This is a genomic window from Mucilaginibacter sp., assembly GCF_036568825.1.
In the GTDB taxonomy this organism is placed as follows: domain Bacteria; phylum Bacteroidota; class Bacteroidia; order Sphingobacteriales; family Sphingobacteriaceae; genus Mucilaginibacter.
On the sequence record NZ_DATCRU010000061.1, the window covers coordinates 22884 to 48138 of the forward strand.

The following is a 25255-nucleotide window of genomic DNA, read 5'->3' on the forward strand; positions in this document are numbered from 1 at the left end:
TTCTTTTTACCTTCTTTTTTACTTTCCTTTTTACCTTCTTTTTTACTTTCCTTTTTACCTATTAAAACCTATAAGTCACTCCCAGTTCGGCGTGGAGGTTGTAGACAGTGTTGTTGGGGGCGTAGTATTGGCTGGGGGTGTAGTTGTTTAGTATCCATTCGTAATTGAAGGATTTGACGGTTTGCAGGGTGGCGTTGAACAGGAGGTTTTTATAGCCCCAGTTGCCTTGTAAACCGAAAGCGAAATCGACCCATTTGCGGCTGTTGCCGTTCATGTCGGGGAAATAGGTTTGGTAAAAGTCGACGTCGTGCTCGTAACGCTCGAGGGATATGCCCAGTTTCTTTAATCCGGATACCCAGCTTATTTCTATGGATTGAAGGTTGCCGCCTGAACCGGTTCCGGCGCCGAGCACTTGTCCTTCGTTGGTTTGTCCCTGGGTAACCTGGCTATGGAGATACCAGCCGTTGGCATTGCGCACCAGCCTGTCGGGCGATTGGGAAAGCTGCGTAATCTCGGCGCCGAACAAAATATGCTGACCGGATGGGCCATTGACGGGGAACAGCTTGCGCAAACCAAATATATAAGCCCTTGAATGATCGGGCGAGCCGATAAAATCGCGCAGGTTAAGCGAATTATCATTTAAACCATACTCAAAATAGATTTCGGCGTGTGCTTTTTTGAACAGCCAGCGGGCATAAAATGAGGTGTACTGATCCCTCGGGAAAGGGTCGCCTTGTCCCCCGGCGGTAGCATCTTTGGAATAAGGCACAAAGAAAGGAATATACCCGCTAAACCCTCTCACATCGTGGTAATAGGCATCAAACGTGCGGGTGAGCCCGAGCGTTAAGCCGGGAATCCATTTGGGGTGATAGTTTATATTGAATCCTGTAAAATACCGCCAGTCAGGGTCTTTGGGGACGTATACATTTGTGCCGTTGGGCAGCGAGGTAACAGCAAGTGGCGGGTAGCCGGAGCCATCCAGTCGGCCCGCTATGATTTGTCCTTCCAAATACCCAATAGGTAATTTTACAGGTCGAACTGTGTTAAGGGTAAGATGTTTAAAACCGGGGGCATTGTCGCTCAATATTAAGGCGTTTCTGATGCCCGGTCCCCACCATAAATTCTCATTTGATAGCCCCACAGCAAACCAGCCGAAGGTTAATTTGATACTGCTTTGTCCCCAGAATAGTTTACTGTAGGGGCCGTTTCCAAAACGCTCAGGGTTGTCTATTAAATTATGGTAGATATAATATTCCTGCAAGTCCTGGCTCCCATGTCCGGAAGCATACCCGTTAAACGCAGGGTTGGCGGCATAAACATACTCGGGTTGAACCTGTATGCTCAGCACGCCATACTTCAGGTAGAAACCACCGGTAATAAGGGTTTGATAACCTTTGGCGGGTATCATTACGCCATCGTTCCAGCCGTAGGGGTGATTGGAGTTGAACTGCTGCTGCCAGGTTAATGGCAAAAGCCTGAATTGCCCGCGACCTTTGCCAAATAAAACCGGAGGTGTTGCTGTCCAATGATCGCGTTTCATTGTGCTATCAGGATCGAACACATCAGGAGTCTTTAAGGCAGTATCTGAAAGCGGACGGACAGTAAAAGATATATTTGAATCGGCTTTCCCTGCCAGCTGCATCACCCGGTAATAATCATTCAGGACGTGCGAGGTTACAGGCAGGGTTTGCGCATTTATGCCCGGGGGAAAGGCATAGCTCAATGCACTTATGATGATCAATAAAAAAAGTATCCTTTTCATCAAACTTAAAATAAATAAGTAACCCCCGCCTGCAACTGTAAATTAAATGCATCGGATTTACTCCCATATAATGTAACAGCCGGATTTAACGGGTCTGTTGGTATATACCATTGATAATTAAAAGATTTAATAGCCTGAACCTTCGCGTTAAAAATTAAGTTTTTATAATTCCATTCGCCGATTGCAGCAATACTCAGGTCAACCCAATGCCTGCTGTAATCGTGGGTATCGGTGTAGGTAAGGTAATACAGATCGTTGTTGTGGGCATAGCGTTCAAATTGCAAACCCAATTTCTTGAGGTGCTTTACCCAGCTGATATCCAGCGTTTGCAAGTTACCGCCGGGACCAATGCCTGCACCCAGATCCTCTCCCTGGTTGGTATACCCCTGCCTGATGTAATGGTTTATATACCATTCATTGCCTGTAAGGATGTTGGTGAAAGAATTTTCCTGGAGTTGGGTAACCTCTAAGCCCAGCAGGATATTTTCATCTTTTGACGAACCAAAAGGCAGCAATTTCCTGATACCAAAAATGTAGGCGCGCTCGTTATTGGGCGCTAATGTTTCCTGCAAGGTGCCCTGGGTGTTATCATACTGACCCCATTCAAAATATATTTCAGCGTGTTCCTGTGTCCAAATCCAGCGCATAAAGGCGGAGGTCAGGCGGATAGACCTGCCATCGGAAACGTCGGACGGAAGCAGGGGGATGTAATCATTAACCACATCCAGATCCTTTAAATCATATACAGAACTATGATCGAAGCCCAGGAATAGGCCGGGTATCCACTTGGGTTGCCAGGTTAGGATTATCCCGTTCATGTATCGCCAGTAATTGGGTTTACGGAGATATAGATCGGCACCGTGGTAATAATAATCGGGTTGTAAAGGAGCATATCCCGAAGCATCCAAATTACCGGCAATAGCCTGAGCTTCAAAAGAACCGATAGGGGTTTGCACCGGGTGCAGAGTATTCAGGGTGATGTGCGGAAAACCGGGGGCAGTGTTGCTCATCAATAAGGAGTTGCGGATACCAGGCCCCCACCAAAGGTTTTCGGTGGATAAGCCAAAAGATACCGCCTTGTAATTTAACCGGATGCTGGATTGGCCCCAGTATACTTTGGTATAAGTACCTGTGCCAAACCTGGCAGGTAAGTCGATATTGTTGTAAATGCTGTAGTAACGTACAAAGGCGTTGGCGGATGAGTTTTTATTAAAAGTGTCGAAATCAGAATTTTGGGCCGTCACCAACTCCGGCTTGAATTGGATGCTTAGTATCCCATAGCGTGCAAAAAAGCCGCCACTTACCAATCCTTCTAAGCCTTTTGCAGGTATCATGGCGCCATCATTCCAGCCATAGGGGTGATGGGAAGTAAATTGGGTTTGAACCGTAAATGGCAAAATATCTATTTCAGATTTTTTGCCGGTAGATTGCCATAGATTTTTTTCAGGGTCATAATCAACCTGATTTGGAAAAAGCGGACGAATGGTGAAAGAGACATTAGTATCTGCAGCGCCTGATAATTGGGCTCGTCTGTAGTAATCTTCTATGGCAGTGGTACCCACCGGTAGTGATTGTGCATGGACGGAAGATTGTACAAAAACAATTACCACACAAACAACGATGAGTCTTAGGGTTGATCTCACCGGATTTTGCATTAAGATAGTACTAAGTCTTGTTGGGACACGGATCAGTGGCATGGACGTCTCTGTACACTCGGGATAACTATCGGGAGTGATACTTTGTTTCGAGAAATAGATGCTGTATTTTTCAATAAAAAATGGTGACCGGATTTTTTATCGTGCCAAAAAATACAAGTAATTGGTGTTTAGGCCTATGAGTGTTCACGGTGTTCATGAACGTAAACGCAATCGTTTGCACATACTGTTAAATATTGCATGGCAAATGCTTAATTTTACAGCCTCAATAATTACATACTATGTACACTACCCTGAAACCTGTGTTAGAGCAGGAACTCGCCGCAATTGAAGAAGCCGGATTGTATAAAAGAGAACGCATCATTACTTCGCCGCAAGGTGCCGATATTACGGTGCAGGGCGGCATGGAAGTGATCAATTTTTGTGCTAATAATTACCTGGGGCTATCCAGTCACCCTAAAGTGATACAAGCTGCAAAAGAAACCCTGGATACGCATGGATATGGAATGTCGTCAGTGCGATTTATCTGCGGTACGCAGGATATTCACAAGCAGTTGGAAGCAAAAATTGCCGAGTTTTTGGGCACGGAAGATACTATACTTTACGCAGCTGCTTTTGATGCTAATGGTGGTGTTTTCGAGCCATTGTTTAATGAGCAGGATGCAATCATATCTGATGAGTTGAACCATGCATCAATCATTGATGGGGTACGTTTATGCAAGGCTCAACGTCAGCGTTATAAACACGATGACATGGCCGACCTGGAAGAGAAACTGAAAGCTACGCAAAGCTGCCGTCACCGCATTATTGTTACTGATGGTGCATTCAGCATGGACGGTACCATTGCCCAATTGGATAAGATATGCGAACTGGCAGAGAAATATAATTCATTGGTGATGATCGATGAGAGTCATTGCTCGGGCTTTATGGGCAAAACCGGTCGTGGCACACATGAGTATCATAATGTGATGGGTAAGATCGATATTATTACCGGTACTTTAGGTAAAGCGCTGGGCGGTGCGTCAGGTGGGTTTACTTCTGGTCGTAAGGAGATCATTGATATGCTGAGACAGCGTTCAAGACCATATTTGTTCTCAAATACTTTGGCCCCTTCTATTACCGGTGCATCCATCGCCGTATTGAATTTATTAAGCGAGACTACCGAATTGCGTGATAAACTGGAAAGTAACACCCAATATTTCCGCAGTAAAATGACGGAGGCGGGTTTTGATATCAGGCCGGGCGTGCACCCTATTGTGCCGGTAATGTTGTATGATGCTAAATTGTCTCAGGATTTTGCAGCAAAAATGCTGGAGGAAGGTATTTACGTGATTGGATTCTACTACCCAGTTGTTCCGCAAGGCAAAGCACGCATCAGGGTACAGATATCCGCAGCACATGAGCAGGAACACTTGGATAAAGCGATTGCTGCATTTACCAAAGTGGGTAAAGAGCTGGGGGTGATCAAGTAAATTATACGTATAAATTTCTTATATTTGTACGTATAAGTGCGATAGCTATGAAACTGACATTAAACATCGAGCCAGACCTGATCGAACAGATGAAAAAAGTAGCCAAGAAGAGGAATACAAGTATTTCGAAACTTGCAGAAAGCTTTTTTAAGAAAGAAGTGGAGAGCGAAAAAGAACCTTTCAGGATGAAAACCAAAGAAGAGCTCCCTGAATGGATTCAAAAGCTTAACATATCCGGAGATCCTATTCCTGATTTTGACCATAAAGCAGAGTACCATAAACACCTTGACGAAAAATACGGCTTGTGAAAAAAGTATTTATCGACAGTGATATAATATTGGATGCATTGTTAAAGAGACCAGGCTTTGATACACAAGCTATGAACCTGCTCGCTTTAATTTATCAAAATACCATTGAGGGTATGACTTCATCAGTCGCTTTTATGAATGTCCATTATTTTCTAAATAAATTCGATCGCCTCAATAAATTACATCTGTTAAGAGAATTAAGATCGATTGTCTCTTTAATCAAAGTAGGAGAAACAGAAATAGATTTGGCATTAAAAAGCAACTTCTCAGACTTTGAAGACGCAGTTCAATACTATACAGCGATAAGTGCAAAAGCTGATGTAATCATCACAAGAAATATAAAAGACTATAAACAATCCACCATACCGGTTTTAACAGCCGAACAATTTTTAAGGACTTTATAATGCAAGAACAAATAGATCAATATACCGCCGAGATCAACTCTTTTTCACCGGCCAATGCGGCGGAACTGGAAACTTTCCGCATAAAATTTTTAGGAACTAAAGGCATTATTAAAGACTTGTTCGATCAATTTAAAAGCGTCGGACCGGAAGAAAAGCGCACTTATGGTAAAGTGCTAAACCAGTTCAAACAACTGGCGGAAACAAAATATGCTGATCTGAAAGAGACACTCGACTCAGGACTGAAGACTCAAGACTCAGATATTGACCTTACCCTACCAGGTGAAGGTTTCGAGGTAGGCTCGCGTCATCCGTTATCATTAACCAGGATCGAGATCATCGATATTTTCAAACGACTTGGTTTCGTAGTAGCTGAAGGGCCGGAAATAGAAGACGATTGGCATAATTTCTCTGCATTGAACTTCCCTGAAGAGCACCCTGCCCGCGATATGCAGGATACTTTCTTCATTAAAAAGAACAATGGCAAGGATGATATTGCCTTGCGTACACATACCTCATCGGTACAGGTGCGCATGATGGAAAATGGTAAACCGCCGTTCCGCGCCATTATGCCGGGGCGTGTTTACCGTAACGAAGCTATATCAGCACGTGCTCATTGCTTCTTCCACCAGGTTGAAGGTTTGTATATTGACGAGAATGTATCTTTTGCCGATTTAAAGCAGACATTATATCACTTCGTTCAGGAATTATATGGCGAGGGTACTAAAGTACGTTTCAGGCCTTCCTACTTCCCTTTCACCGAGCCATCAGCTGAAATGGATATCAGCTGCACGATTTGCGGCGGGTCTGGCTGCAATATGTGTAAGTATACCGGCTGGGTAGAGATATTAGGCTGCGGCATGGTTGATCCGAACGTTTTGGAGAATTGCAACATTGACAGTAAAAAATATACCGGCTTTGCTTTTGGAATGGGAATAGAAAGAATCACCAACTTAAAATATGTGATACGCGATTTACGTTTATTCTCTGAAAACGACGTTCGCTTCCTTAAACAATTCCAAACAGAGATCATATGATCCGTAAAATTTTCCTGCTGGCTGTCATCTCTCTAAGCTTTCTTTCATGCGGTAAGAGTGGTGATTTGGTTCCCAGTGTAGCGGTAGCCTTTCAGGCGGATATTGATAACCCGAGTTTAGCAGCATTAAAAAGTCCGGGGGGCGCTGTAATTATAAAAGGTTATGGCGTAGCCGGACTGATCATTTATCGTGAGCCGGATCTGACTTACGCTGCATACGACGCCTGCAGCAGCTATCAGCCCGAAAAAAGATGTGCTGTTACCCTTGACGGCAACTCGCTCACCTGCACCGACCCCTGCAGCGGATCAAAATTCTCACTGGCCGATGGTACGCCTGTAAAAGCTCCGGCAACAAGAGCATTGCGTGCCTATAATGTAAATGTGAGTAATTTTGAGATATTTGTATCTAATTGATACATGGAAGCTGATAAAATAAAAGAAAGTATAAAAAGAGCGGCACAGGAGTTATTCCGGAAATTCGGTTACCATAAAACCAGTGTCAACGAGATAGCTAAAAAGGCCAAAATAGCCAAAGCCACTATTTACAAATATTTTGATAGTAAAGAAGCGGTTTTGCATGTGTTGCTGATGGATTATATCAAATCCAGCGTGGATGAACTGATCACCGGCAACGCTACAGAAATTGATGAGGAAACGCACCTGAGCAACCTCATCATGAAAACCTGCCGCCTCTCCTACACCGTTTGCAACGAATTTATTGGCTGGGATTTTATCCGCGAATCAGCCAACTCACAGGATTTTCTAAAGAACCTTTCCAACGAGCTGGAAGAAATGCTGGTGAGCTCATTTATGCAATTGAGTGGTATACGCAAACAGGAAAATTCCATGCAGCGCATCCGCTTTCTTATCAAATGCAGTAAGAATATTGTTTTCAGCTTTGCATTTACTTCGGTTAGCGATTCAGATGTTCGCAAAAACTTTGTTTCATTCCAGAAAGAGATATTGCCTTATTTGGTGAAGGCTGCGTTGACGGTGTGATTTGATTTCGGAATGCGGAATTTCGATTTCGGAATTTATATCATAACATCCACTTTGCATTTGAATAAACAGGAAGCTCCTATGGAGCTCAGATTCATTTTCCCCCTTTTTCTATAAACAGGGAGTCCCTATGGGACTTGCTCCATCATGGCTCCATAGGAGCTTCCTGTTTATAGCACAATAATATATAAAGAATTAAACTCCATAGGAGTATCCTGAGATTGCCACCCTCCATAATTCTAAACCTATTAATCAAAGCGTTTTTGATTTTTGCGACCTATCCATTTGCATATTTCATTTATATTTATTTACTTTGAAATACAAAGTGCTTTTCAATGGAAGAAAAAGATCTTCAAAACGAGCTGGCGTCCATACGCAGCATTATGGAACGCTCCTCCAAATTCATCTCGCTGAGTGGATTATCGGGCATATTGGCCGGTATTTATGCCCTTATTGGTGCTTACTTTGCATACAGGCTGATCTATAAAGGGTCGACCAGGATTTATGATTCTTTGTCAGTTGGCGTTTATCCGGAGACCATCACTTACCTGATTATAATCGCAGTAGTGGTGCTGGCAGCATCGTTAATCACAGGATTTATTTTAAGCAGTCGCCAGGCAAAACGCAAAGGGCAGGCTATCTGGGGGAAAATTAGCCAAACATTGTTGTTTCACATGGCAACACCATTAGTAACAGGCGGCTTATTGATCCTGATCCTTTTATTCCGTGGCCATTATGGTATCGTTACTCCGTCGACACTGATATTTTACGGCCTGTCACTGATCAGCGCAAGCAATTTTACTTTCAGCGATGTAAAATACCTGGGGATATTAGAAATTATACTCGGGCTTATTGCTGCTTGCTTACCCGGTTACGGATTGCTATTTTGGGCCATTGGTTTTGGAGTGCTGCACATTATCTACGGCAGCATGATGTACTTAAAATACGATAAGTGAAGATAGCTTTTGACAAACTTGATAAAGCATTTGAGAACCGCGTAAGGTTACAGATCATGAGCGTGCTGGCCGCCAATGAGCGCTACGATTTTAACTCGCTCAAAGATCTGTTGAACATTACCGACGGTAACCTGGCCTCACATCTGAAAGCATTGGAGAAAGAGGAATACATTGTAGTACATAAAAGTTTTCTGGGACGTAAACCCAATACCAATTATGAAGCAACAGCTAAAGGCAAACAAGCATTTAAAGACCATTTAAACACCCTTGAACAACTGATAAAACAACAAAAACTCACTTAAATTTTTTTTATCCGCATGCTTTGAAATACAAAGTACTTTTTATTAAAAGAAAATGATAACCGAACAACCACAACAGCAAGGATTTTTATACTGGCTCAAGGAGTCGGTAACTGTAAAGCTGGCCTTTATTGGTCTGCTGATAATTTTATTGCTCATACCGTCACAGCTGGTGCAAAACCTGATACAAGAACGGTCACTCCGGCAGGATGAGACCGAAAAACAGGTATCGGACCAATATTCTGGCGAACAACTCATACAGGGACCAGTACTGGTAATTCCCTACAAAAAACAGGTGAAGCAGCCGTACTACGGAGGCCGGGATACTATCAAAGAAGTGGTAAATAATCTCTTCCTGCTGCCAAACGAACTTGATTACAATGCAAACGTTAGTCCTGACATTTTGCACCGGGGCATATTCGAGGTGGTGGTTTACAACGGCACTGTTAAGGTATCCGGAAACTTTACACAGGCTGATCTGGGTTCTCTTTCCATAACTGCAGATCAGCTAATGCCAGAAAAAGCCAAGCTATTGTTCAGTATCAGTGACCTGAAAGGTTTAAAAACAAATCCCCAGTTAAAAATAGCTGGACAAACAGCTACGGCCGAGCCGGCTTTTGGTGATACTGTATTTGCCAACGGCCTGCAAGTGGCGGTCAACCTAAGCGGAATGATGGATAAAACCATTCCCTTTGAATTCAACCTTGATCTGAAAGGAAGTGAGGAATTGAGCTTTCTGCATCTCGGAAAAACCACCGACGTAACCGTGAAAGGTAATTGGGCCAGTCCAAGCTTTGATGGCCGCTATTTGCCCGACACGCGGAATATCGACACTAAGGCCAATATGTTCGATGCCAAATGGCGCATGTTGTATTACAATCGTCCGTTCCCGCAGCAATGGGTGGATGATCTGAATGTGCTGAAAAGTAAAAAGGCTGATGATGCTACATTCGGAGTAAAACTGCGACTGCCGGTTGACCAATACCAGAAGACTACCCGCAGCAGCAAATACGCCATCTTGATCATCATGCTCACGTTCATCTCATTATTTCTGACCGAGATGATCAGCAAACATCGTATTCATGTATTTAATTATGTACTCATCGGCGCAGCCATGATCGTTTATTATACCCTGCTGCTCTCGTTTTCTGAGCAGGTGGGCTTCACATCCGCCTACCTTATCGCTTCGGCAGCAACCGTAATTTTGGTTGCTGCCTTTTTAAGATCGCTCATCAAAAGCGTCAAAACGACTGGCCTGTTCGCCTTCATTCTCAGCTTGTTTTATGCATTCATATATGTCATCATCCAGTTGGAAGATCTGGCGTTGCTGGTTGGCAGCGTGGCTTTATTCCTTGTGGTAGCGACGCTGATGTATTTCTCTAGAAAAATCAACTGGCAATAATATCAACCAAAGATTTGACAACTTTTAAAAAGTTGTCAAATCTCCTAATAACGCAATCAACATGAAAAACAGCAATTACTGGATAGGGCATTTCAAAGCAAATGCCCTTGAAAAAAGAATCGACCGGAACTTAAAGCCCAATATCACCCCGCAAGAAATGTGCGCTATTCTGCCATCGCTGCAAGCCTGGCAATTAGGCGAAACATCCGAAGGCAAACATCTGATAGCGGCATCAACCAAATATGCGCACGCTGTGGGCGACCTGCCTTATATCGACGCAGTGAAGCTTTTTATAAAAGAAGAGCAAAAGCACGGCAATAACCTGGGCATGTATCTTGACCGGATCGGTCAGCCGCGGGTGACGAAGAATTGGGGCGACAGTTTATTCCGTCGGGTAAGATATTTTAATACTAACATGGAGATATGGACTTTAGCCGTCGTTGTTGTCGAAAGCACAGCGCAGATATTTTACCAGTCGCTGAAGGATGCCACCAACTGTGAATTGTTAAAACAAATATGCAATGATATCCTGATCGACGAAGCTTATCACATCACTTTTCAAACCGAACGGTTGGCAATTATTTATGAAGGCAAGAATAACTTCTCAAAAACCTGGAGACGTATAGTGTATAAATATTTCTTTTATGCTACCGCGACATTAGTGTGGGTTGGGCACCGGAAGTTATTCAAAGCAGGTGGAAATAGTTTTGATTCGTATTCGAGGAAGATGGAGTATAAATATTTGAGAACATTAAAAAGGATAACCACCAATACGATGTCAACACAATTTGCATAAAAATTAGATTTGACAACTTTTTGAAAGTTGCCAAATCTCTCTAATAGTAATTCAAAATACCAATTTGGTTTTTGGTATAAATATTTTTACATTGCTATAAATTAGATACAACTATAGACTATCTAATCAAAATGTCAGATTTTATATTATAATTATACCAAATGGTATAATTGCTATATTTGTAGTATCAAAATAAATGTCATGAGTGAGGAATTGATGAATTTTTCTGAGCAGATAGATGAACAGTTCGACATAGCCGATATGGAGATCACCGAAAGCGACGATCTTTTGGAAGCTATTGTTAACTTGTTTATTTGATTTGCCCGATATTAAAAATAAATGTCATCTCGAACGATAGTGAGAGATCTTATGCGCCTATGCTCGCGGATTTTATATAGCGTATAAGATTTCTCTTTCGCACCCCTCCACATTTCCATCCTGCTCTATCGAAATGACATCGTTTATGAGGTTGTAATAACCTTCCAGTTTTACAACATTCCAACCTTTCAACGATAAAGCGTACCTTTGCAGCCTGATGAATAAAACTGCGAATAATCTTGTTTTTGAGGATGTTTCCATTATCGATATTGCTGAGGAAGGCAAAGGTGTAGGGAAGGCTAACGATTTTGTACTTTTTGTTGATAAGGCTGTGCCTGGCGATATAGCCGACGTGCAGGTTTACCGCAAAAAGAAAAACTTTGGAGAGGGGAAAATTGTCCAGCTTAAACAAGCATCAGGCTATCGCACGGAAGCATTTTGCGAACATTTTGGTACCTGCGGTGGCTGTAAATGGCAGCACATGACTTACGATGCGCAGTTGCAGTTCAAGCAAAAAACCGTATCAAGCGCGCTAAGTCACCTGGCAAAGGTTGATGTAAGCGGGATGCTACCGATAGTTGGCTCTCCTGAGGATAAATACTACCGCAATAAACTGGAATTCACCTTTTCCAATAAACGCTGGCTGAATGATGGGGAAAACCGCACGGATGAGCCTGTGGATATGGATGCTTTGGGTTTCCACATTCCAGGCCGATTTGATAAGATATTGGATGTACATCACTGCTACCTCCAGGCTGATCCATCGAATGATATACGCAATAAAGTACGCGACTTTGCCAAGAAGCACAATATAAGCTTTTATAATCTGAAACAACATGAAGGTGCCTTGCGCAACCTGATCATCCGCACATCATCCACAGGTGAATTAATGGTAATCGTAGTATTTGCTTATGCAAGTGAGGAAGAGATTGATTCACTGATGAATTACATTGACGATGAATTTCCTCAAATCACATCATTGTTGTACATCATCAATCAGAAAAAGAACGATACCATTTTCGACCAGGAAATATTGGTAAAACGCGGACCGGAATATATTTATGAAGAAATGGAAGGTATCCGTTTCCGTATCGGGCCGAAATCTTTTTATCAAACCAATTCTGTTCAGGCATATAAGTTATATCAGATAACCCGCGAATTTGCCAAGTTTAAAGGTGATGAATTAGTTTACGACCTGTACACCGGTGCAGGAACCATTGCCAATTTTATTGCAGGTAAGGTAAGGGAGATTGTTGGCGTTGAATATGTGCAATCCGCTATTGAAGACGCAAAGATCAATTCGGGCATCAACAATATCACCAATACTAAGTTTTATGCAGGTGACATGAAAGATGTATTGAATGCAGATTTTGTAGCCGAACATGGTAGACCGGATGTGATCATTACCGACCCGCCACGCGCAGGTATGCATCCGGATGTTGTGGCACGATTAATGGAAATTGAAGCGGAGAAGATCGTCTATGTAAGCTGCAACCCCGCAACCCAGGCCCGGGATTTGCTGGTACTAAAAGAAAAATACGACATAGAAAAAATTCAACCGGTAGATATGTTCCCGCATACGCAGCATGTGGAGAATGTGGTGCTGTTGAGGTTAAGAAGTTAGTGATCGGTTAACCAGTGATCAGTTAATCAGGTATTAGAGTTTAGAGTTTAGAATTTAGTATTTAGAGTTTCAATAAATGGATCCGGAAGAACTGCTTAACGAAAATAATAACGACGGGGAAAAGAAAAAGGAAAGTCCACTGCTAAGCCTTGAAAGGGACCTGAAGGTTTACAGCGAGTCGATACATGAAGTGGCGATCGAGATCATGGTGGAAGGTTTGTCCAGCTACCCTATTTTTATCGCCTATCAGCATATCGTAAAGTTGGGCGAACTTATCCTTGACCGCGACGATCTGAATATGGAATGGAGCATAAATGCTTCTACATTGGAAGAATTTGTCGAAAAAGGAGTCATTAAGAAAGAATTGCAGGAACGTTTTACCAAGTCATACAAAAATCCACATGATTTTATGTGCCTGTTTGTGATCGTACCTGAAGGCGCAAACTTTGTCTACTTCCCTTACAAAAAAAGCAGTTGAAAGGTTGAAAAGTTTGAATGTTGTAAAGTTGAGTTTATCTTTACCATGTAGTTTTAAGGCTTGCTAACATTACAACTTTCCAACCTTACAACATTACAACGACAAAATGGAAAAAAAGATCCTCATATTAAACCAGCACCAGATAGAGCAAAAGATCGATCGGATTGCTTACCAATTGTTGGAAGATAACTTTGACGAAGAAGAGATCATCATCGCCGGAATACTGCCGCGCGGTAATTATTTAGCTGAAAGAATAAAGCAAATTCTCGACAAAATTGCGCCATTCAAAAGTACGCTGATGAATATCGAGCTCGAAAAGCAAAGCAGCAGTTTAACAGCTAAAACCGATACTGACATACATATCTGCCATAATAAAGTGGTTATTATTGTTGATGACGTACTGAATAGCGGCAAAACTCTGGCCTATGGTTTCGGCGTTTTCCTGGATGTTCCATTAAAGAAATTGAGAACTGTCGTGCTGGTCGACCGCAACCACAAAAGCTTCCCGGTAACAACTGATTATTCTGGAATCGCGCTTTCTACCGTATTAAAAGAGCATGTGGATGTAGTGCTGAATGAGGACGGCAAAGAGGATGCGGTGTATTTGAGATAATCACACTGTGTCATTGCTGTAAGGGTTTAGTAATTCTGTTACCGAATTATCTAACCTTTACAGCAATGACGTGGTGGAAAGAGAGCGTTCGCATTACTTGTTACACAAAATAAAGAACGGAACAAAACATCCATTACGTCATCCCATCCGCTGGCTAGCGGATCGGGAACCCTCAGGACAGGTCGACGCTTGCTTGGTCTGCGATTTGTATGTAGCAGACTTGTTTATCGCAGACCTTTATGATGGGGTGCTGAAACAAGTTCAGCATGACGGATTGATTAACGATCTAAAAAAATCATGTTAATCCTTCAATTAAGCAAATCAGCGGTTTAGACAACGCGTTAAGGATTGAAACGGATACCGGCCTTGCGCCTAATGCCTCGCAGGCGTATGAGTGGAAAGCCTGGCCCCGATCTTATAGGGGGAAACGCCCTGATCCAGTTAGCAGTTTTGAGTTGGCAGTTTGCAGTGATCATGCTAATCCTTTAATCATAAGAATCATGGTTCAGACAATATGCAGGATTGGGCTTCGAGCACCCTACTTCCTTCGATAAACTCAGGATAGGGTCCACCTCAGTATGACACCCTCTCAGTGTGACACCTTTTTATATCTTTCTTAACTACTTCACCCGGTTATACATATTCGAGGTAGCCGGTGCGAAAGTGGAAATTTTCTCTTACATATTTCTCGCCCAATGCCTCAGTCAGCTCCTCTTTTATATGTTCTGTGAAGGTTTTACAGCAACATAAAACGGTGGTATATCCTCCAACTTTACTTACGTAGGCATGTAAATGGTTCTTTTCGCAAACCTGGTTCAGGATATCGTCAATTTGCAGCTCAGCAGTTTCCATAATAGCATTTGTAGTTCATTGATAATACATGCCAATTATTGATTTGTTTTGAGCTATCCGGATGATTATTTGATTTTGCAGATTATAGCAAGGAACTGCTAAAGCATTAACAATTCTTGATAAATGTTGGCGGTAAATGCAAACATGAATGCTAATTTGACCTTATTAATGCAACCCTAACATTGAAAACCTATGAAAAAAATAGCAGTATATGGATTTGGACGGATCGGTCGCCAATTTTTACGTATCAGCCTTGACCGGAAGCTTTCTGTACCGGCAGCAGTTGCCGATATAAAAGATGTAAAAACGCTTGCAGCTTTATTTAGCGTGGACACTAATTATGGCCGCTGGAAGGGGAATGTGAGTACTAACGAGCATGCGTTCATGCTAGATGAACATGAGATAGCCTATGTAAACTCTTCAAGTGGAATCCCGGATTGGGGAGCATTGGGTGTTGAGCTGGTTGTTGATTGTTCAGGCAGAGGTACGAAGCGCGAAGGTGCACAGGCGCATTTGGATCATGGAGCAAAGCATGTTTTAGTGAGCGCTCCCAGTAAAACGCTGGATGATTGCGATGCCGTGCTGCTCAAGGGAATAAACTTAGATGACTTCGATCCTCAAAAGCATCATATCGTGAGTATGGGTAGTTGCACCACAAATGCACTGGCAGCCCCGATAAAGGTTATTAAAGAGGCCTTTGGTATTGAGTACGGCTTATTTTCTACTGTTCACTCCTATACTAATTCACAGTCTTTAACTGACCAACCTATGTCTGACCGGCGCGATTCCTGGGCTGCAGCAGAAAATATTATTCCATCGTCTTCAGGCGCTGCAAAAGCCTTAAAGTTTATTTGGAGCGATCTGAAAGTGACCGGGAAAGCATACCGCGTCCCAACCAGGACGGGGAGTATAGCGGAACTCAACCTGGTTACCACCAAGCCATGCTCTGCCGAAGAGGTTAATGAAGCATTCAGAAAAGCCGCCGCAGGAGAGCTTCTTGGTGTAATGGATGTCCTGGAAGATGAATGGACCTCGGCGAGGATCGTAGGGGATCCGCATTCATCACTGATGGACCTGAAGCTTACGACGAGGCAAGAAGGCCTGCTTTCCATTGCATCCTGGTACGACAATGAATGGGGTTTCAGCAGCAGACTGGCAGAAGTTGCGGCATATATAGCGGACAGAATATAATACGGTGTGATTCTTGAATACCAAAAGATTTAGGCGTTAACGCTTGAAAGTATTTTGGATATTAGAAAAACATTAATGTATATTGTCGAACTAAATCATGTCACAAATGAAAAAACTTCACATTGCATTAATCGTATTTCTTACTTCGGCCGCATTGTTTTGTAAAGCACAGGACAAGTACCAGCCAGGCTCAGTTGTTTTTAAAGACGGTAACAGGGTTGCAGGTTATATATTGCTGGATGACGATAATCCATGGTATAATCAGCGGTATATCTGGTTTGTTGATTCAACATCATATGCTGCCAATCCGAAGGCCAGGGGAAAAAAATACCGGGCCGATGATATGCAGATGTACCAGGCGGGCACCCGTATTTTTGATAAGGTGCATTACGTGAATACGGAAAACCTGCAGTTGAAAAGCCTCGGCACCAATGACCATATGATGGAGCGGTTATCCTCAGGACGTATTACGGCCCATCGCTTTTATGATTACCCGCAAGACATGTATGCGGGATCAGAAGAAAAAATAAAAGAGGATGAGGAAAAGAACAAACAGGAAATTTTAAAAGGATACAAGATACTCTGCATAAAAGAGGGTGAAAAAAAGCCGCAAAACGCTTTCGATATAGATATGCTGAAATACCTGGCGGATGTTCCGGCGGTACAGGAAAAGTATCAAAAAGGAGAGTATGGAAATCAGCCGGTAGTTCCACACAAAGGCCTCATGTCTAAAATGGTGGCCTACGCAAAAAAGAATGCATTTAAGCAGTCGGAAGCCGACGCTATTGTTGCCGCTTTTAATGACTTTAATGCGCAGAAATAGTTGTCTGAATCAGAATTTCCAGAATTAAAGAATTTTCAGAATTCTGGAAATTCTGATTGACATAACCAACGCAATCTCCTAATCATTCCAAATCAACGGTTCCCGGCATAAATAATACACCCTAACCCCGCCACAAAAAACAGGAACATAGCAAACAATGCAGCATTGATACTCTTGGGTGCTTTGGCAAATTCGCGCCAGATGAATACGCCCCAGAGCGCAGCAATGAGGGTAGCGCCCTGGCCCAATCCGTAGGAGATAGCCGGCCCGGCTTTGCCTGCGGCGATGAGGTTAAGCGAGTTACCCAATCCCCATATCAATCCGCCTAAAACACCTACCATGTGCGTAGGCATCTTAGTGGCAAAATATTGCTTGTAGTTTACCGGCGGACCGTCGATAGGCTTTTTCATCAGCAGGGTATTGAACAGGAAGTTGGATACAAAAATCCCAACTGAGAAAATAAACACGGCGGTATAAGGCGTCATCTTACCTGTCGTAGGGTGAACAAAATCCTGCAAATCCATAGCGGCGGCAATAAAGCGGTAAAAGAACGACATCAGCAACCCGGCCACCAACGACAGCAACACCCCGCGTGCCGATACCTTTTTGCCTTCGCGATTGGTGCGCAGGTAAGCCAATGCATTCAGAATAATAGCAGCCATAATAAAAGCCATTCCAATGAACAGGAATACCGGGTCGCCTTTTTGTTCAGCAAAATAATTGACGAGTACACCCAATATCAACGCCAACCCAATCCCCACCGGAAAAGCCACCGACATGCCCGCGATGGCAATCGCTGCCGAGAAAAGGATATTGGCTGCATTGAATACAATTCCACCTATAAAGGCACTGAGGATATTCGAACTACCGGCTTGTTGTAAGTCTGTAGCAAAGCTCCGCCCTTCCGTACCCATACTGCCTAAGGTTAATGCCGAAAGCAGCGAAAATAGCAGAATGCCGATCACATAATCCCAATAAAACAATTCAAAACGCAGGGTTTTGCCCGCCAGTTTTTGCGTATTGGCCCATGAGCCCCAGCACAGCATGGTTACTATGCAAAACAGGACGGCCACCGGGTAGGAGTGTACTATAAACATATTTCAGGAATTAGGTTGGTTTAAATCTATTTCGTGCCGGTATGGCGCCGCTGCCTGTGCACCCAGCCGGGTCACACTGATGGCTGCTGCCCGGCAACCAAAACTAACAGCATCAATTAATGTCCACCCCTCAGCCAGCGCGACTGCCAATGCTCCGTTAAAGACGTCACCCGCAGCAGTGGTATCCACCGCATTCACCACAGGTGAGGGAATCAGCACTTCCATGTCCGCATTACTGATAAAAGCACCCTTTGCACCGAGGGTAATGACGACGGTATCGACGCCCTTGCTTCTGATTACCATCGCTGCAGCTTTGGCGCTTTCCATATCTGTGATGCGGATGCCGGATAACATTTCCGCCTCGGTTTCATTTGGTGTGATGATGCTGATATATTGAAACAGCACATCCGGAAGCGGGCAGGCAGGAGCAGGGTTTAAGATCACTTTTACGCCATTGCTTACTGCTATTTCGGCAGCATATAACACGGTTTCCAATGGAATTTCTAATTGCATCAATACAATAGCTGCATTTTTGATAACATCAATTGCCGGTTCAAGATCAACAGGATTTAACGAAGCATTTGCACCGGAAGCTACTACGATAGTATTTTCAGCACTCTTATCGATGGTTATAAGTGCTACTCCGGAGGGATTAATTGGATCGGTAAGCAAAAAGTCGGTATTAATACCTTCATCTTTAAATAGTTGTGCAGAACGTTCACCAAAAATATCATTGCCGGTTTTGGCTATGAAAGTTACATCGCCGCCTAATCTTTGAGCAGCTACAGCCTGGTTGGCTCCTTTGCCGCCAGGGTTCATAAAAAAACTGCCGCCCAGGATGGTTTCCCCCGGTGCAGGCAAATGTTCAGACATGATGACCATATCGGTATTGGTGCTGCCGATAACTACAATGGAAGATGGGTTCATAATTATTATAAATGTAGTTAATTATAAGTCTGAATCAGAATTGGCCCAATTTTCAGAATTCTGCTAATTTTACTTTTATTGTGTATTATTGATCTTTGTGATTTAGGCCACCTTGCTATTATAACAATGTCTAACAGAAAACAACACTGGGAAGATGTTTATCAAACCAAACAACTGACCGAAGTAAGCTGGTACGAACCCATCCCCGAAACTTCTTTATCAATTATAAAACTCTTTAAGCTAAAAAAGGACGCAGCCATTATTGATATTGGCGGCGGCGATAGTCTACTGGTAGATTATTTATTAATGCTTGGTTATACCGATATTACCGTGCTGGACATTTCGTCAAATGCTATTGAGCGGGCGAAAGAAAGATTAGGCGAGAAAGCCCAACAGGTGAGATGGATTGTGAAAGATGTGACCGATTTTAACCCTGATCAAAAATATGGCCTGTGGCATGACCGGGCTACATTTCATTTCCTGATTAATAAAGAAGAGCAGAATAGATACCTTGAAATAGTACACCGGTATCTGACACCGGATGGCTATATGGTATTGAGCACTTTCAGCGAAGAGGGGCCAGAAAAATGCAGTGGTCTGCCTGTTCAGCAGTATTCAGAAAATAGCTTGCCGGATTTATTCGCAAAATACTTTGAAAAGATAAAGTGCTTTACCAAAATGCACATTACACCTTTTCATGCTATACAAAGCTTTGTATTCTGCAGTTTCAAAAATAAAGCTGCTGTCAGTTAGCCGAATACCAGGCTGCAGTATAATCCTTGTTTTCGTACATCAGTTTAGCCGAAACAATACCATGCTCGCCTTTATGTATTGCCATGTAGTCGATAAAGTAAAAGTATTCAAACAACGGATTTTTTGATTTCGGGAATACCACACACCACAGGAATTTATCTGTAAATGGTTTCTGGGAGTAGTTCTCGATATGCTCGATCAGATAAGATGAGGTTCTTACTTCTAAAGAGTTTACATCAACAGTCGGCGGTAGTTCTGCCGGGTGACCTTTAAAGTAGTTTGCTAATTCTGAGCTCATATTAATGAGCAGTCCGCCTTCAATTTTCATAGGTGGTTAAACGCAGGCGGTTGGGTTTAGGTTATAGGCAAGGAGTTTAAGTTATTCACATTGCATTATACTCATAACGCCAAAATGTGGAGTATTTTTAGTGCTATGCAGGTCGATGTGTCCCCCATAGTCCGCTTTCTGTCATTCCAGCCTAATAAAAATGTTAAATTTCTAAGCCGGATTAAACATTTTACACGTATACATGTCATATTAAGTAAATTTGCTTATATTTAGTATTGCTTATAAAGAGGTGATGAAAGCCAGGAATACCATCGTAAAAAAGTGCCTCGTTGTGTTGTTAACGACCCTATACTTTTTTATTGCAGTTACCTACCTGCTTTATCTGCCAAAGTTTAGTCCGCTCAGAATCACCAGTAATTACGTGCAGGCAAAATCTCAATTGATAGTAAAATCTTCTCACCAGGTAAAAAATACCGGAGCCAATGTTTTGGTACTGATACACCGGGCTTACAAGTCGACCGTAGAAAACAAACACGAAATATTCAGCAAATTGTTACAAATCGGTGTCGTTTTCGTATTTATACTTGCGGGCGGTAGTTTATTGAAACAATTGATGCCATTTATGGCGCCGGTTATAAAAAAGCACCGGTCGCAGCAATATGCTTACCTGAATTACTGCATGCTGCGCATTTGATGGGGCAGTTTTTGCGATGATTTACATCTAGCATAATTTTTATGGCCCTATTGATACTATTGAAAAACATATACGTTATATAGCGATTACCTAAATAAATTATCATATCAACATTTAAGATCATGAAAAGGATTTTCAAATATTTAACACTTACCGGCTTGAGCGCAGTAATGTGTTTGTTTATGGCTGCAACAGCCACTGCCCAACATAGAGGCGGCGGTGGCGGAGGAGGTGGCGGTCACTCAGGTGGTGGCGGTGGTGGTTTCTCCGGGGGCCATTCCGGCGGCGGGTTTTCAAGCGCAGGTCGTTCATCAGGATTTGCCCCCCGTACAAGCTTTGCTCCCCGCAGTGGGTTCACTCCGCGCACGGGCAGTGTTGCCGGTTCGCGAGGTATGGTTACGTCAAGAGGAGGTTTTGGAGCACGCAGTGGTGTTGTCAGAAATAACGCGGCAGTGGGTGTAACCGCGCATCGTGGTTATGTACGCGGTTCAGTTGGCGGAGGTTATTATGGTCACGGAGGCTATTATGGTCGTCCTTATGGCTGGAGATATCACGGCGGATACTTTTATCATGGCGGCTTTTATGGAAGCTTATACTACCCATGGTTAGGCTTAAGCTTTGGATTCCTGCCTTATGGATACTATTCATTCTATTGGGGAGGTTATCCATATTTTTACAGCGATGGCTTCTTCTATAATTATGATAATGACCAATATACGGTAGTTGAACCTCCTGTCGGCGCTGCCATCAATGCTTTGCCAAGTGACGCTTCATCTATCGTGATAGATGGCCAGCAGTATTACGAAAAGAACGGCGTATACTACCAGGCTATTACCAAGGATGATGGCACTGTAGTTTACGAAGTGGTAGGTAAAGACGGTCAATTGAATACCGGTGCGTCAGGCGCAAACTCAGTTATGCCGCATGTTGGCGATATTGTAAGCCAATTGCCTCCGGATTGCCGTAAGGTGAAATTATCTGGTACTACTTATTATGTATCTGAAGACGGCATCTATTACCAGGAAGTAAAAGACGCTAATGGCAAGAAGGCCTATAAGATTGTAAGCATCGATGGCGCCGGTACTGCCGATAACCAGGATAACAATAACAGCGGCGATCAGCAGTCCGAAACGCAACAGTAACGATCAAAGTTCTTTTCCATCATCTGGAAGAGGTTAAATTAAATTTCAGGGGATATCCGATGGGGTATCCCTTTTTTATTCGACTATATTTTTAGTGATTTTGTGTAAGTTTCTGATAATGAGCAAGAAAAAATATGTTATTTGAAGTGATTTTCGGTAACCTTTTGATTCCGGATGGCGTAAAAGTAGTCATATTTGTTATTTCATTAACAGCAATTATCTGACTAAGATCTCTTGACGTGGGGGCGGCAAGAGATTTTTTCTTTTATAGATTTTCCATCTTTTCGATAAACAATTTAATCCCCTCCATTTTGCCTGCAAAAGGGAGGATGGTCGATCCGCTAGTTAGCGGAATAAGACCGGGAGGGTAAAATATGCGAACGATTTTCAGACTAACCTATATCAATTCTGTCTACTTTTGTATACAAAATCAGACGCCTTGTATATCCGTATATACTTTGATAAAACCCCAAAAATTCCTTAAATATTTGTTTTTAAGCAGATTTTACATTTTTAGGCACTTGGCATAAAATTGGTATTTACTTCAGCACATAACAAAACATCAACCTATTATGAAAAGCTTAAATAAAACCACTGTAATAGTAAAAGCGCTTGATTTGGAATTAAAAGCGTTATTGTTGGCCGATCTTGAAAATTTTAAGGCTGCGCGTTCAGGACAAAAACAACTCCAGGCTAAACAAGCTGCCTGATCTACATAAATTGTCATCTACCTATGAAAAGAAAAAGAGTTCCGTTTGTGAACTCTTTTTTTGTGATGAATAAGTTGTGAATTGGTCAAATGAAATAAGTCTTAAATACCTATTTTGACAAACATTTTGCAAGCCCGCTGTTCTATATAGGGTTTTATTAAAAATAATGAGAAAATACCTGCTGCTTATTTTTACCATAATTATCAATCTATCTGTTCAGGCTCAAACCTATTTGCTAAGCGGCAGGGTTAGCGATCAGGCTAACCGAACAATTTCTTACGCTGCCGTTTATATCAGGAATTCAACCTACGGCACAGTTGCCAATGAGGAAGGAAAGTATCAGCTTAAACTCTCCCCGGGCACATACAATGTAGTATACCGATTTGTGGGGTATAAAGAGGCGACTGAGAAAATTACGATCAGTGATCAGAATGTTTATCATAATATAAAATTGACCGATGAAAATTATGTGCTGAAGAAATTCAGCAGCGACTCGGCAATGGACATTGTGCGAAGGGTGATCAATAAGCGGGAATATTTCCTGAACCAGGTTAAAAAATACTCCTGCATTGCTTATGTAAAAGGTGTTCAAAAGCTCGATAAGATACCTAAATCGATGATGAATGAGAACGTGGTCAATGCCTTGAGCATTGATAGCAGCGGCAAAGGAATGTTGTATCAGTCTGAGTCACTGTCCAACTATAATTTTGAGTTACCCAATAAGGTGAAAGAGGAGATGATCGCCTCTAAATCGTATGGTAAAAATACGGCCTTCAGCTATAACAAGGCGTCGGACCTGGCTGTAAATCTCTATAAGAATATCTTTTTTGTGCAGGGGTTGAGTAGTCATGGGTTTATATCGCCCATTGCATCCAATGCGCCGCACTATTATAAGTATGAATTGATTGGAACGAAAATAGAAAATGGCATTGCTGTGCATAAGATCAAGGTAGTCCCCAAACATACCTATGACCCGGTCTTTTACGGTTATATATATATTGTAGATGGCGACTGGCGTTTGTACAGTGCCGACCTGATGCTTACTAAAAAAGATAACGGCATTAACCTGGTAGATACCATCCGCGTAAGTCAGGAGTATGTGCCTATAACGGATAGTGTGTGGATGCCGCTGGCAGCGCAATACAGTTTCAAGGGGAGCGTACTGGGCTTTCAGTTTGAAGGCTATTTCCTGAATATTTACAATCATTACAACCTGAACCCTAACTTTCCTGACCATTATTTTAATGGCGAACGAATGCGAATGGATACTATCGAAAATAGCCGGGATACCGCTTATTGGAATAGTATGCGGCCGGTTCCATTAACCAGGCAGGAGGAAAGCGATTATACCAAGAAAGAATTTAAAGCCGAGCTTGACCGGGCAATAGCTAAGTATGCGCCCGACCAGCGAAGTCCAAATGCTTTCCTACCGTTGCCTTACATACCTTTTGGTTACAAGGCTACTTATAACAATAATAAAGATTCCATCTATGTAGATCCCTTTATTCAGACTGTGTTTTATAATACGGTAGAAGGCGCCGGAATTAACTTGCGGGGAACATATGTTCATTATTTGGACCTAATGCGAAACTACCGGTTAACGCCTGATTTAAGATACGGATATTCAAGCAAGCAATTTAATGCCGAATTAAAAGGTGAGTATGATTTTGATCCCAATAATAAAGGGAAGATCATTTTTGGCGGAGGAAGCGCCATTCTCGATCTGAGCAACGTGGGTACACGTTCACTTTATTTCAATACCCTGAGTACGCTATTGAGTGAGCAAAACTTTGTGAAATTCTATCGCTCAGAATACGGCGAAATAGGCTATCAACGTGATATTGCTAATGGCATTCTGCTTAAAGCTGACCTATCCTATGCCAATCGTACGCAGTTGTACAATAATTCTTATTATGCGGTAACCACCTATAAAGGTCGGCGGTTTACATCAAACAATCCGCTGGCTCCTGATAGTGCAGCCACCGACCGCTCGATACTTTTTCCGCAAAATCAGGCTCTGACCCTGTCAACGTCGCTCACGTTTACTTTTGATCAGCAGTATGATACAAGACCAACAGGCAGAGTTTACGAGCCATCAGCTTATCCGCAGATCAGGGTAAATTACCGAAAAGGGATTAACGGTGTTTTAGGTTCCGATGTAAATTATGAATTCGCGTCGGTAGAAGTCTTCCAGGAACATCTGAATGAAGGTATAATGGGTTTTTCAGCTTTTAAATTCGCAGCAGGTGATTTTTTCAATCGCAATAAGCTGTATTTTATGGATTATAATCATTTTCAGGGTAACCAGGGTACTACTTTCGACCCAACGCCCGGAAGCTTTCATTTCCTGCCATTTTACACCTACAGCGCTAACCAAGGATATATTGAAGCGCACTTTGAACATAATTTTACCGGCTATCTGTTTAATAACATACCCGGTTTAAGGCGTTTGAAGCTGGATGAGATCATCGGCGTCAACTACTTGAGCGAAAACAACAACCACAACTATTCCGAGTTCTATTTCGGCATACAACGATTGATCTTCCGTGTTGATTACGGCTTTGCTTTTGAAGGGAATCATAAAACCGTACAAGGCTTCAGGATATTTTATGGTATCAAATAATTTTGCGTAATCATTTGATATACAGTGTATAAAGT

At 42.5% G+C, this 25255-nt stretch carries 26 protein-coding genes; 20 read left to right on the forward strand and 6 right to left on the reverse strand.

Annotation, left to right across the window (positions count from 1 at the left end; translation table 11 throughout):
- Positions 1–61: 61 nt before the first annotated feature.
- Both VIM89_RS12840 and VIM89_RS12845 read right to left on the reverse strand, forming a co-directional pair.
- Entirely contained in the window at positions 62–1762 is a 1701-nt protein-coding gene (locus VIM89_RS12840) for a capsule assembly Wzi family protein (RefSeq protein ID WP_488156559.1), read from the reverse strand.
- Between the two features lie 5 nt (positions 1763–1767).
- Positions 1768–3405, reverse strand: coding sequence for a capsule assembly Wzi family protein (locus tag VIM89_RS12845; RefSeq protein ID WP_488156560.1), 1638 nt, complete (start codon positions 3403–3405; stop codon positions 1768–1770).
- A gap of 293 nt (positions 3406–3698) precedes the next feature.
- Here VIM89_RS12845 and kbl point away from each other — a divergent pair, with 293 nt between their 5' ends.
- The 13 genes from kbl (at position 3699) to VIM89_RS12910 (ending at position 14119) form a co-directional block, all read left to right on the forward strand.
- Positions 3699–4889, forward strand: coding sequence for a glycine C-acetyltransferase (gene kbl, locus VIM89_RS12850; protein ID WP_488156561.1), 1191 nt, complete (start codon positions 3699–3701; stop codon positions 4887–4889).
- Between the two features lie 47 nt (positions 4890–4936).
- On the forward strand, positions 4937–5197 hold the full coding sequence (locus VIM89_RS12855) for a DUF6364 family protein (protein WP_488156562.1): 261 nt from the start codon (positions 4937–4939) through the stop codon (positions 5195–5197).
- On the forward strand, positions 5194–5601 hold the full coding sequence (locus VIM89_RS12860) for a type II toxin-antitoxin system VapC family toxin (RefSeq protein ID WP_488156563.1): 408 nt from the start codon (positions 5194–5196) through the stop codon (positions 5599–5601). The genes VIM89_RS12855 and VIM89_RS12860 overlap by 4 nt, the downstream gene beginning before the upstream one ends.
- On the forward strand, positions 5601–6635 hold the full coding sequence (pheS, locus tag VIM89_RS12865) for a phenylalanine--tRNA ligase subunit alpha (protein ID WP_488156564.1): 1035 nt from the start codon (positions 5601–5603) through the stop codon (positions 6633–6635). The genes VIM89_RS12860 and pheS overlap by 1 nt, the downstream gene beginning before the upstream one ends.
- Complete coding sequence (locus VIM89_RS12870) at positions 6632–7048, forward strand: Rieske (2Fe-2S) protein (RefSeq protein WP_488156565.1); 417 nt, start codon at positions 6632–6634, stop codon at positions 7046–7048. The genes pheS and VIM89_RS12870 overlap by 4 nt, the downstream gene beginning before the upstream one ends.
- A 3-nt stretch (positions 7049–7051) precedes the next feature.
- Complete coding sequence (locus VIM89_RS12875) at positions 7052–7633, forward strand: TetR/AcrR family transcriptional regulator (RefSeq protein ID WP_488156566.1); 582 nt, start codon at positions 7052–7054, stop codon at positions 7631–7633.
- Between the two features lie 335 nt (positions 7634–7968).
- Positions 7969–8589, forward strand: coding sequence for a hypothetical protein (locus VIM89_RS12880; protein ID WP_488156567.1), 621 nt, complete (start codon positions 7969–7971; stop codon positions 8587–8589).
- Positions 8586–8891: a winged helix-turn-helix domain-containing protein gene (locus tag VIM89_RS12885; RefSeq protein WP_488156568.1), complete on the forward strand. Its 306-nt coding sequence runs from the start codon at positions 8586–8588 to the stop codon at positions 8889–8891. Before VIM89_RS12880 ends, VIM89_RS12885 begins: the two co-directional genes overlap by 4 nt.
- 52 nt (positions 8892–8943) lie before the next feature.
- Positions 8944–10290 carry a cell envelope integrity protein CreD gene (gene creD, locus VIM89_RS12890; RefSeq protein ID WP_488156569.1) on the forward strand — a complete coding sequence of 449 codons (1347 nt, stop codon included), beginning with the start codon at positions 8944–8946 and terminating at the stop codon, positions 10288–10290.
- Between the two features lie 61 nt (positions 10291–10351).
- On the forward strand, positions 10352–11086 hold the full coding sequence (locus VIM89_RS12895) for a ferritin-like domain-containing protein (protein WP_488156570.1): 735 nt from the start codon (positions 10352–10354) through the stop codon (positions 11084–11086).
- Between the two features lie 535 nt (positions 11087–11621).
- Positions 11622–13028, forward strand: coding sequence for a 23S rRNA (uracil(1939)-C(5))-methyltransferase RlmD (gene rlmD / locus VIM89_RS12900; protein ID WP_488156571.1), 1407 nt, complete (start codon positions 11622–11624; stop codon positions 13026–13028).
- A 76-nt stretch (positions 13029–13104) separates the two neighbouring features.
- Positions 13105–13506, forward strand: a complete 402-nt coding sequence (locus VIM89_RS12905) for a hypothetical protein (protein WP_488156572.1) — start codon at positions 13105–13107, stop codon at positions 13504–13506.
- Between the two features lie 106 nt (positions 13507–13612).
- Positions 13613–14119, forward strand: a complete 507-nt coding sequence (locus VIM89_RS12910; RefSeq protein WP_488156573.1) for a phosphoribosyltransferase family protein — start codon at positions 13613–13615, stop codon at positions 14117–14119.
- 633 nt (positions 14120–14752) lie between these two features.
- Here the strand turns inward: VIM89_RS12910 and VIM89_RS12915 are convergent.
- Complete coding sequence (locus VIM89_RS12915) at positions 14753–14971, reverse strand: hypothetical protein (RefSeq protein WP_488156574.1); 219 nt, start codon at positions 14969–14971, stop codon at positions 14753–14755.
- A 192-nt stretch (positions 14972–15163) separates the two neighbouring features.
- Between VIM89_RS12915 and VIM89_RS12920 the strand changes: the two genes are divergently transcribed.
- Both VIM89_RS12920 and VIM89_RS12925 read left to right on the forward strand, forming a co-directional pair.
- Positions 15164–16162 carry a type I glyceraldehyde-3-phosphate dehydrogenase gene (locus VIM89_RS12920; protein WP_488156575.1) on the forward strand — a complete coding sequence of 333 codons (999 nt, stop codon included), beginning with the start codon at positions 15164–15166 and terminating at the stop codon, positions 16160–16162.
- Positions 16163–16268: 106 nt separating this feature from the next.
- The gene (locus VIM89_RS12925; protein ID WP_488156576.1) at positions 16269–16985 is read left to right on the forward strand and encodes a hypothetical protein; all 717 of its coding nucleotides are present in this window, start codon (positions 16269–16271) and stop codon (positions 16983–16985) included.
- Between the two features lie 92 nt (positions 16986–17077).
- Here VIM89_RS12925 and VIM89_RS12930 read toward each other — a convergent pair whose 3' ends face one another.
- A complete protein-coding gene (locus VIM89_RS12930; RefSeq protein ID WP_488156577.1) occupies positions 17078–18082 on the reverse strand; it encodes a GRP family sugar transporter in 1005 nt (334 codons plus the stop codon).
- 3 nt (positions 18083–18085) lie between these two features.
- Entirely contained in the window at positions 18086–19009 is a 924-nt protein-coding gene (rbsK, locus tag VIM89_RS12935; protein ID WP_488156578.1) for a ribokinase, read from the reverse strand.
- Positions 19010–19135: 126 nt separating this feature from the next.
- Here rbsK and VIM89_RS12940 point away from each other — a divergent pair, with 126 nt between their 5' ends.
- Positions 19136–19762: a class I SAM-dependent methyltransferase gene (locus VIM89_RS12940; RefSeq protein WP_488156579.1), complete on the forward strand. Its 627-nt coding sequence runs from the start codon at positions 19136–19138 to the stop codon at positions 19760–19762.
- On the opposite strand, the gene VIM89_RS12945 is transcribed toward VIM89_RS12940, so the two are convergent.
- On the reverse strand, positions 19755–20090 hold the full coding sequence (locus VIM89_RS12945; RefSeq protein ID WP_488156580.1) for a hypothetical protein: 336 nt from the start codon (positions 20088–20090) through the stop codon (positions 19755–19757). The genes VIM89_RS12940 and VIM89_RS12945 overlap by 8 nt on opposite strands.
- Positions 20091–20343: 253 nt before the next feature.
- On the opposite strand from VIM89_RS12945, the gene VIM89_RS12950 reads away from it, so the two are divergent.
- From VIM89_RS12950 to VIM89_RS12965, 4 genes are all read left to right on the forward strand, one after another.
- Positions 20344–20745 (forward strand): hypothetical protein, encoded by a 402-nt coding sequence (locus tag VIM89_RS12950; protein WP_488156581.1) that lies wholly within the window; start codon positions 20344–20346, stop codon positions 20743–20745.
- A gap of 122 nt (positions 20746–20867) precedes the next feature.
- On the forward strand, positions 20868–21887 hold the full coding sequence (locus VIM89_RS12955; protein WP_488156582.1) for a DUF6515 family protein: 1020 nt from the start codon (positions 20868–20870) through the stop codon (positions 21885–21887).
- A 572-nt stretch (positions 21888–22459) separates the two neighbouring features.
- Positions 22460–22597, forward strand: a complete 138-nt coding sequence (locus VIM89_RS12960; RefSeq protein ID WP_488156583.1) for a hypothetical protein — start codon at positions 22460–22462, stop codon at positions 22595–22597.
- A 166-nt stretch (positions 22598–22763) separates the two neighbouring features.
- On the forward strand, positions 22764–25220 hold the full coding sequence (locus tag VIM89_RS12965; protein ID WP_488156584.1) for a DUF5686 and carboxypeptidase regulatory-like domain-containing protein: 2457 nt from the start codon (positions 22764–22766) through the stop codon (positions 25218–25220).
- Positions 25221–25255: the final 35 nt, after the last annotated feature.

Bases quoted from the DNA above. Each gene is read 5' to 3' on its own strand.
- VIM89_RS12840 (WP_488156559.1), bottom strand. From the start codon at position 1,762: ATGAAAAGGATACTTTTTTTATTGATCATCATAAGTGCATTGAGCTAT.
- pheS (WP_488156564.1), top strand. From the start codon at position 5,601: ATGCAAGAACAAATAGATCAATATACCGCCGAGATCAACTCTTTTTCA.
- creD (WP_488156569.1), top strand. From the start codon at position 8,944: ATGATAACCGAACAACCACAACAGCAAGGATTTTTATACTGGCTCAAG.
- VIM89_RS12960 (WP_488156583.1), top strand. From the start codon at position 22,460: ATGAAAAGCTTAAATAAAACCACTGTAATAGTAAAAGCGCTTGATTTG.
- VIM89_RS12915 (WP_488156574.1), bottom strand. From the start codon at position 14,971: ATGGAAACTGCTGAGCTGCAAATTGACGATATCCTGAACCAGGTTTGC.
- VIM89_RS12875 (WP_488156566.1), top strand. From the start codon at position 7,052: ATGGAAGCTGATAAAATAAAAGAAAGTATAAAAAGAGCGGCACAGGAG.
- VIM89_RS12930 (WP_488156577.1), bottom strand. From the start codon at position 18,082: ATGTTTATAGTACACTCCTACCCGGTGGCCGTCCTGTTTTGCATAGTA.
- kbl (WP_488156561.1), top strand. From the start codon at position 3,699: ATGTACACTACCCTGAAACCTGTGTTAGAGCAGGAACTCGCCGCAATT.
- VIM89_RS12925 (WP_488156576.1), top strand. From the start codon at position 16,269: ATGAAAAAACTTCACATTGCATTAATCGTATTTCTTACTTCGGCCGCA.
- rbsK (WP_488156578.1), bottom strand. From the start codon at position 19,009: ATGAACCCATCTTCCATTGTAGTTATCGGCAGCACCAATACCGATATG.
- VIM89_RS12950 (WP_488156581.1), top strand. From the start codon at position 20,344: ATGAAAGCCAGGAATACCATCGTAAAAAAGTGCCTCGTTGTGTTGTTA.
- VIM89_RS12855 (WP_488156562.1), top strand. From the start codon at position 4,937: ATGAAACTGACATTAAACATCGAGCCAGACCTGATCGAACAGATGAAA.
- VIM89_RS12895 (WP_488156570.1), top strand. From the start codon at position 10,352: ATGAAAAACAGCAATTACTGGATAGGGCATTTCAAAGCAAATGCCCTT.
- VIM89_RS12910 (WP_488156573.1), top strand. From the start codon at position 13,613: ATGGAAAAAAAGATCCTCATATTAAACCAGCACCAGATAGAGCAAAAG.
- VIM89_RS12945 (WP_488156580.1), bottom strand. From the start codon at position 20,090: ATGAAAATTGAAGGCGGACTGCTCATTAATATGAGCTCAGAATTAGCA.
- VIM89_RS12965 (WP_488156584.1), top strand. From the start codon at position 22,764: ATGAGAAAATACCTGCTGCTTATTTTTACCATAATTATCAATCTATCT.
- VIM89_RS12880 (WP_488156567.1), top strand. From the start codon at position 7,969: ATGGAAGAAAAAGATCTTCAAAACGAGCTGGCGTCCATACGCAGCATT.
- VIM89_RS12955 (WP_488156582.1), top strand. From the start codon at position 20,868: ATGAAAAGGATTTTCAAATATTTAACACTTACCGGCTTGAGCGCAGTA.
- VIM89_RS12870 (WP_488156565.1), top strand. From the start codon at position 6,632: ATGATCCGTAAAATTTTCCTGCTGGCTGTCATCTCTCTAAGCTTTCTT.
- VIM89_RS12905 (WP_488156572.1), top strand. From the start codon at position 13,105: ATGGATCCGGAAGAACTGCTTAACGAAAATAATAACGACGGGGAAAAG.
- rlmD (WP_488156571.1), top strand. From the start codon at position 11,622: ATGAATAAAACTGCGAATAATCTTGTTTTTGAGGATGTTTCCATTATC.
- VIM89_RS12920 (WP_488156575.1), top strand. From the start codon at position 15,164: ATGAAAAAAATAGCAGTATATGGATTTGGACGGATCGGTCGCCAATTT.
- VIM89_RS12940 (WP_488156579.1), top strand. From the start codon at position 19,136: ATGTCTAACAGAAAACAACACTGGGAAGATGTTTATCAAACCAAACAA.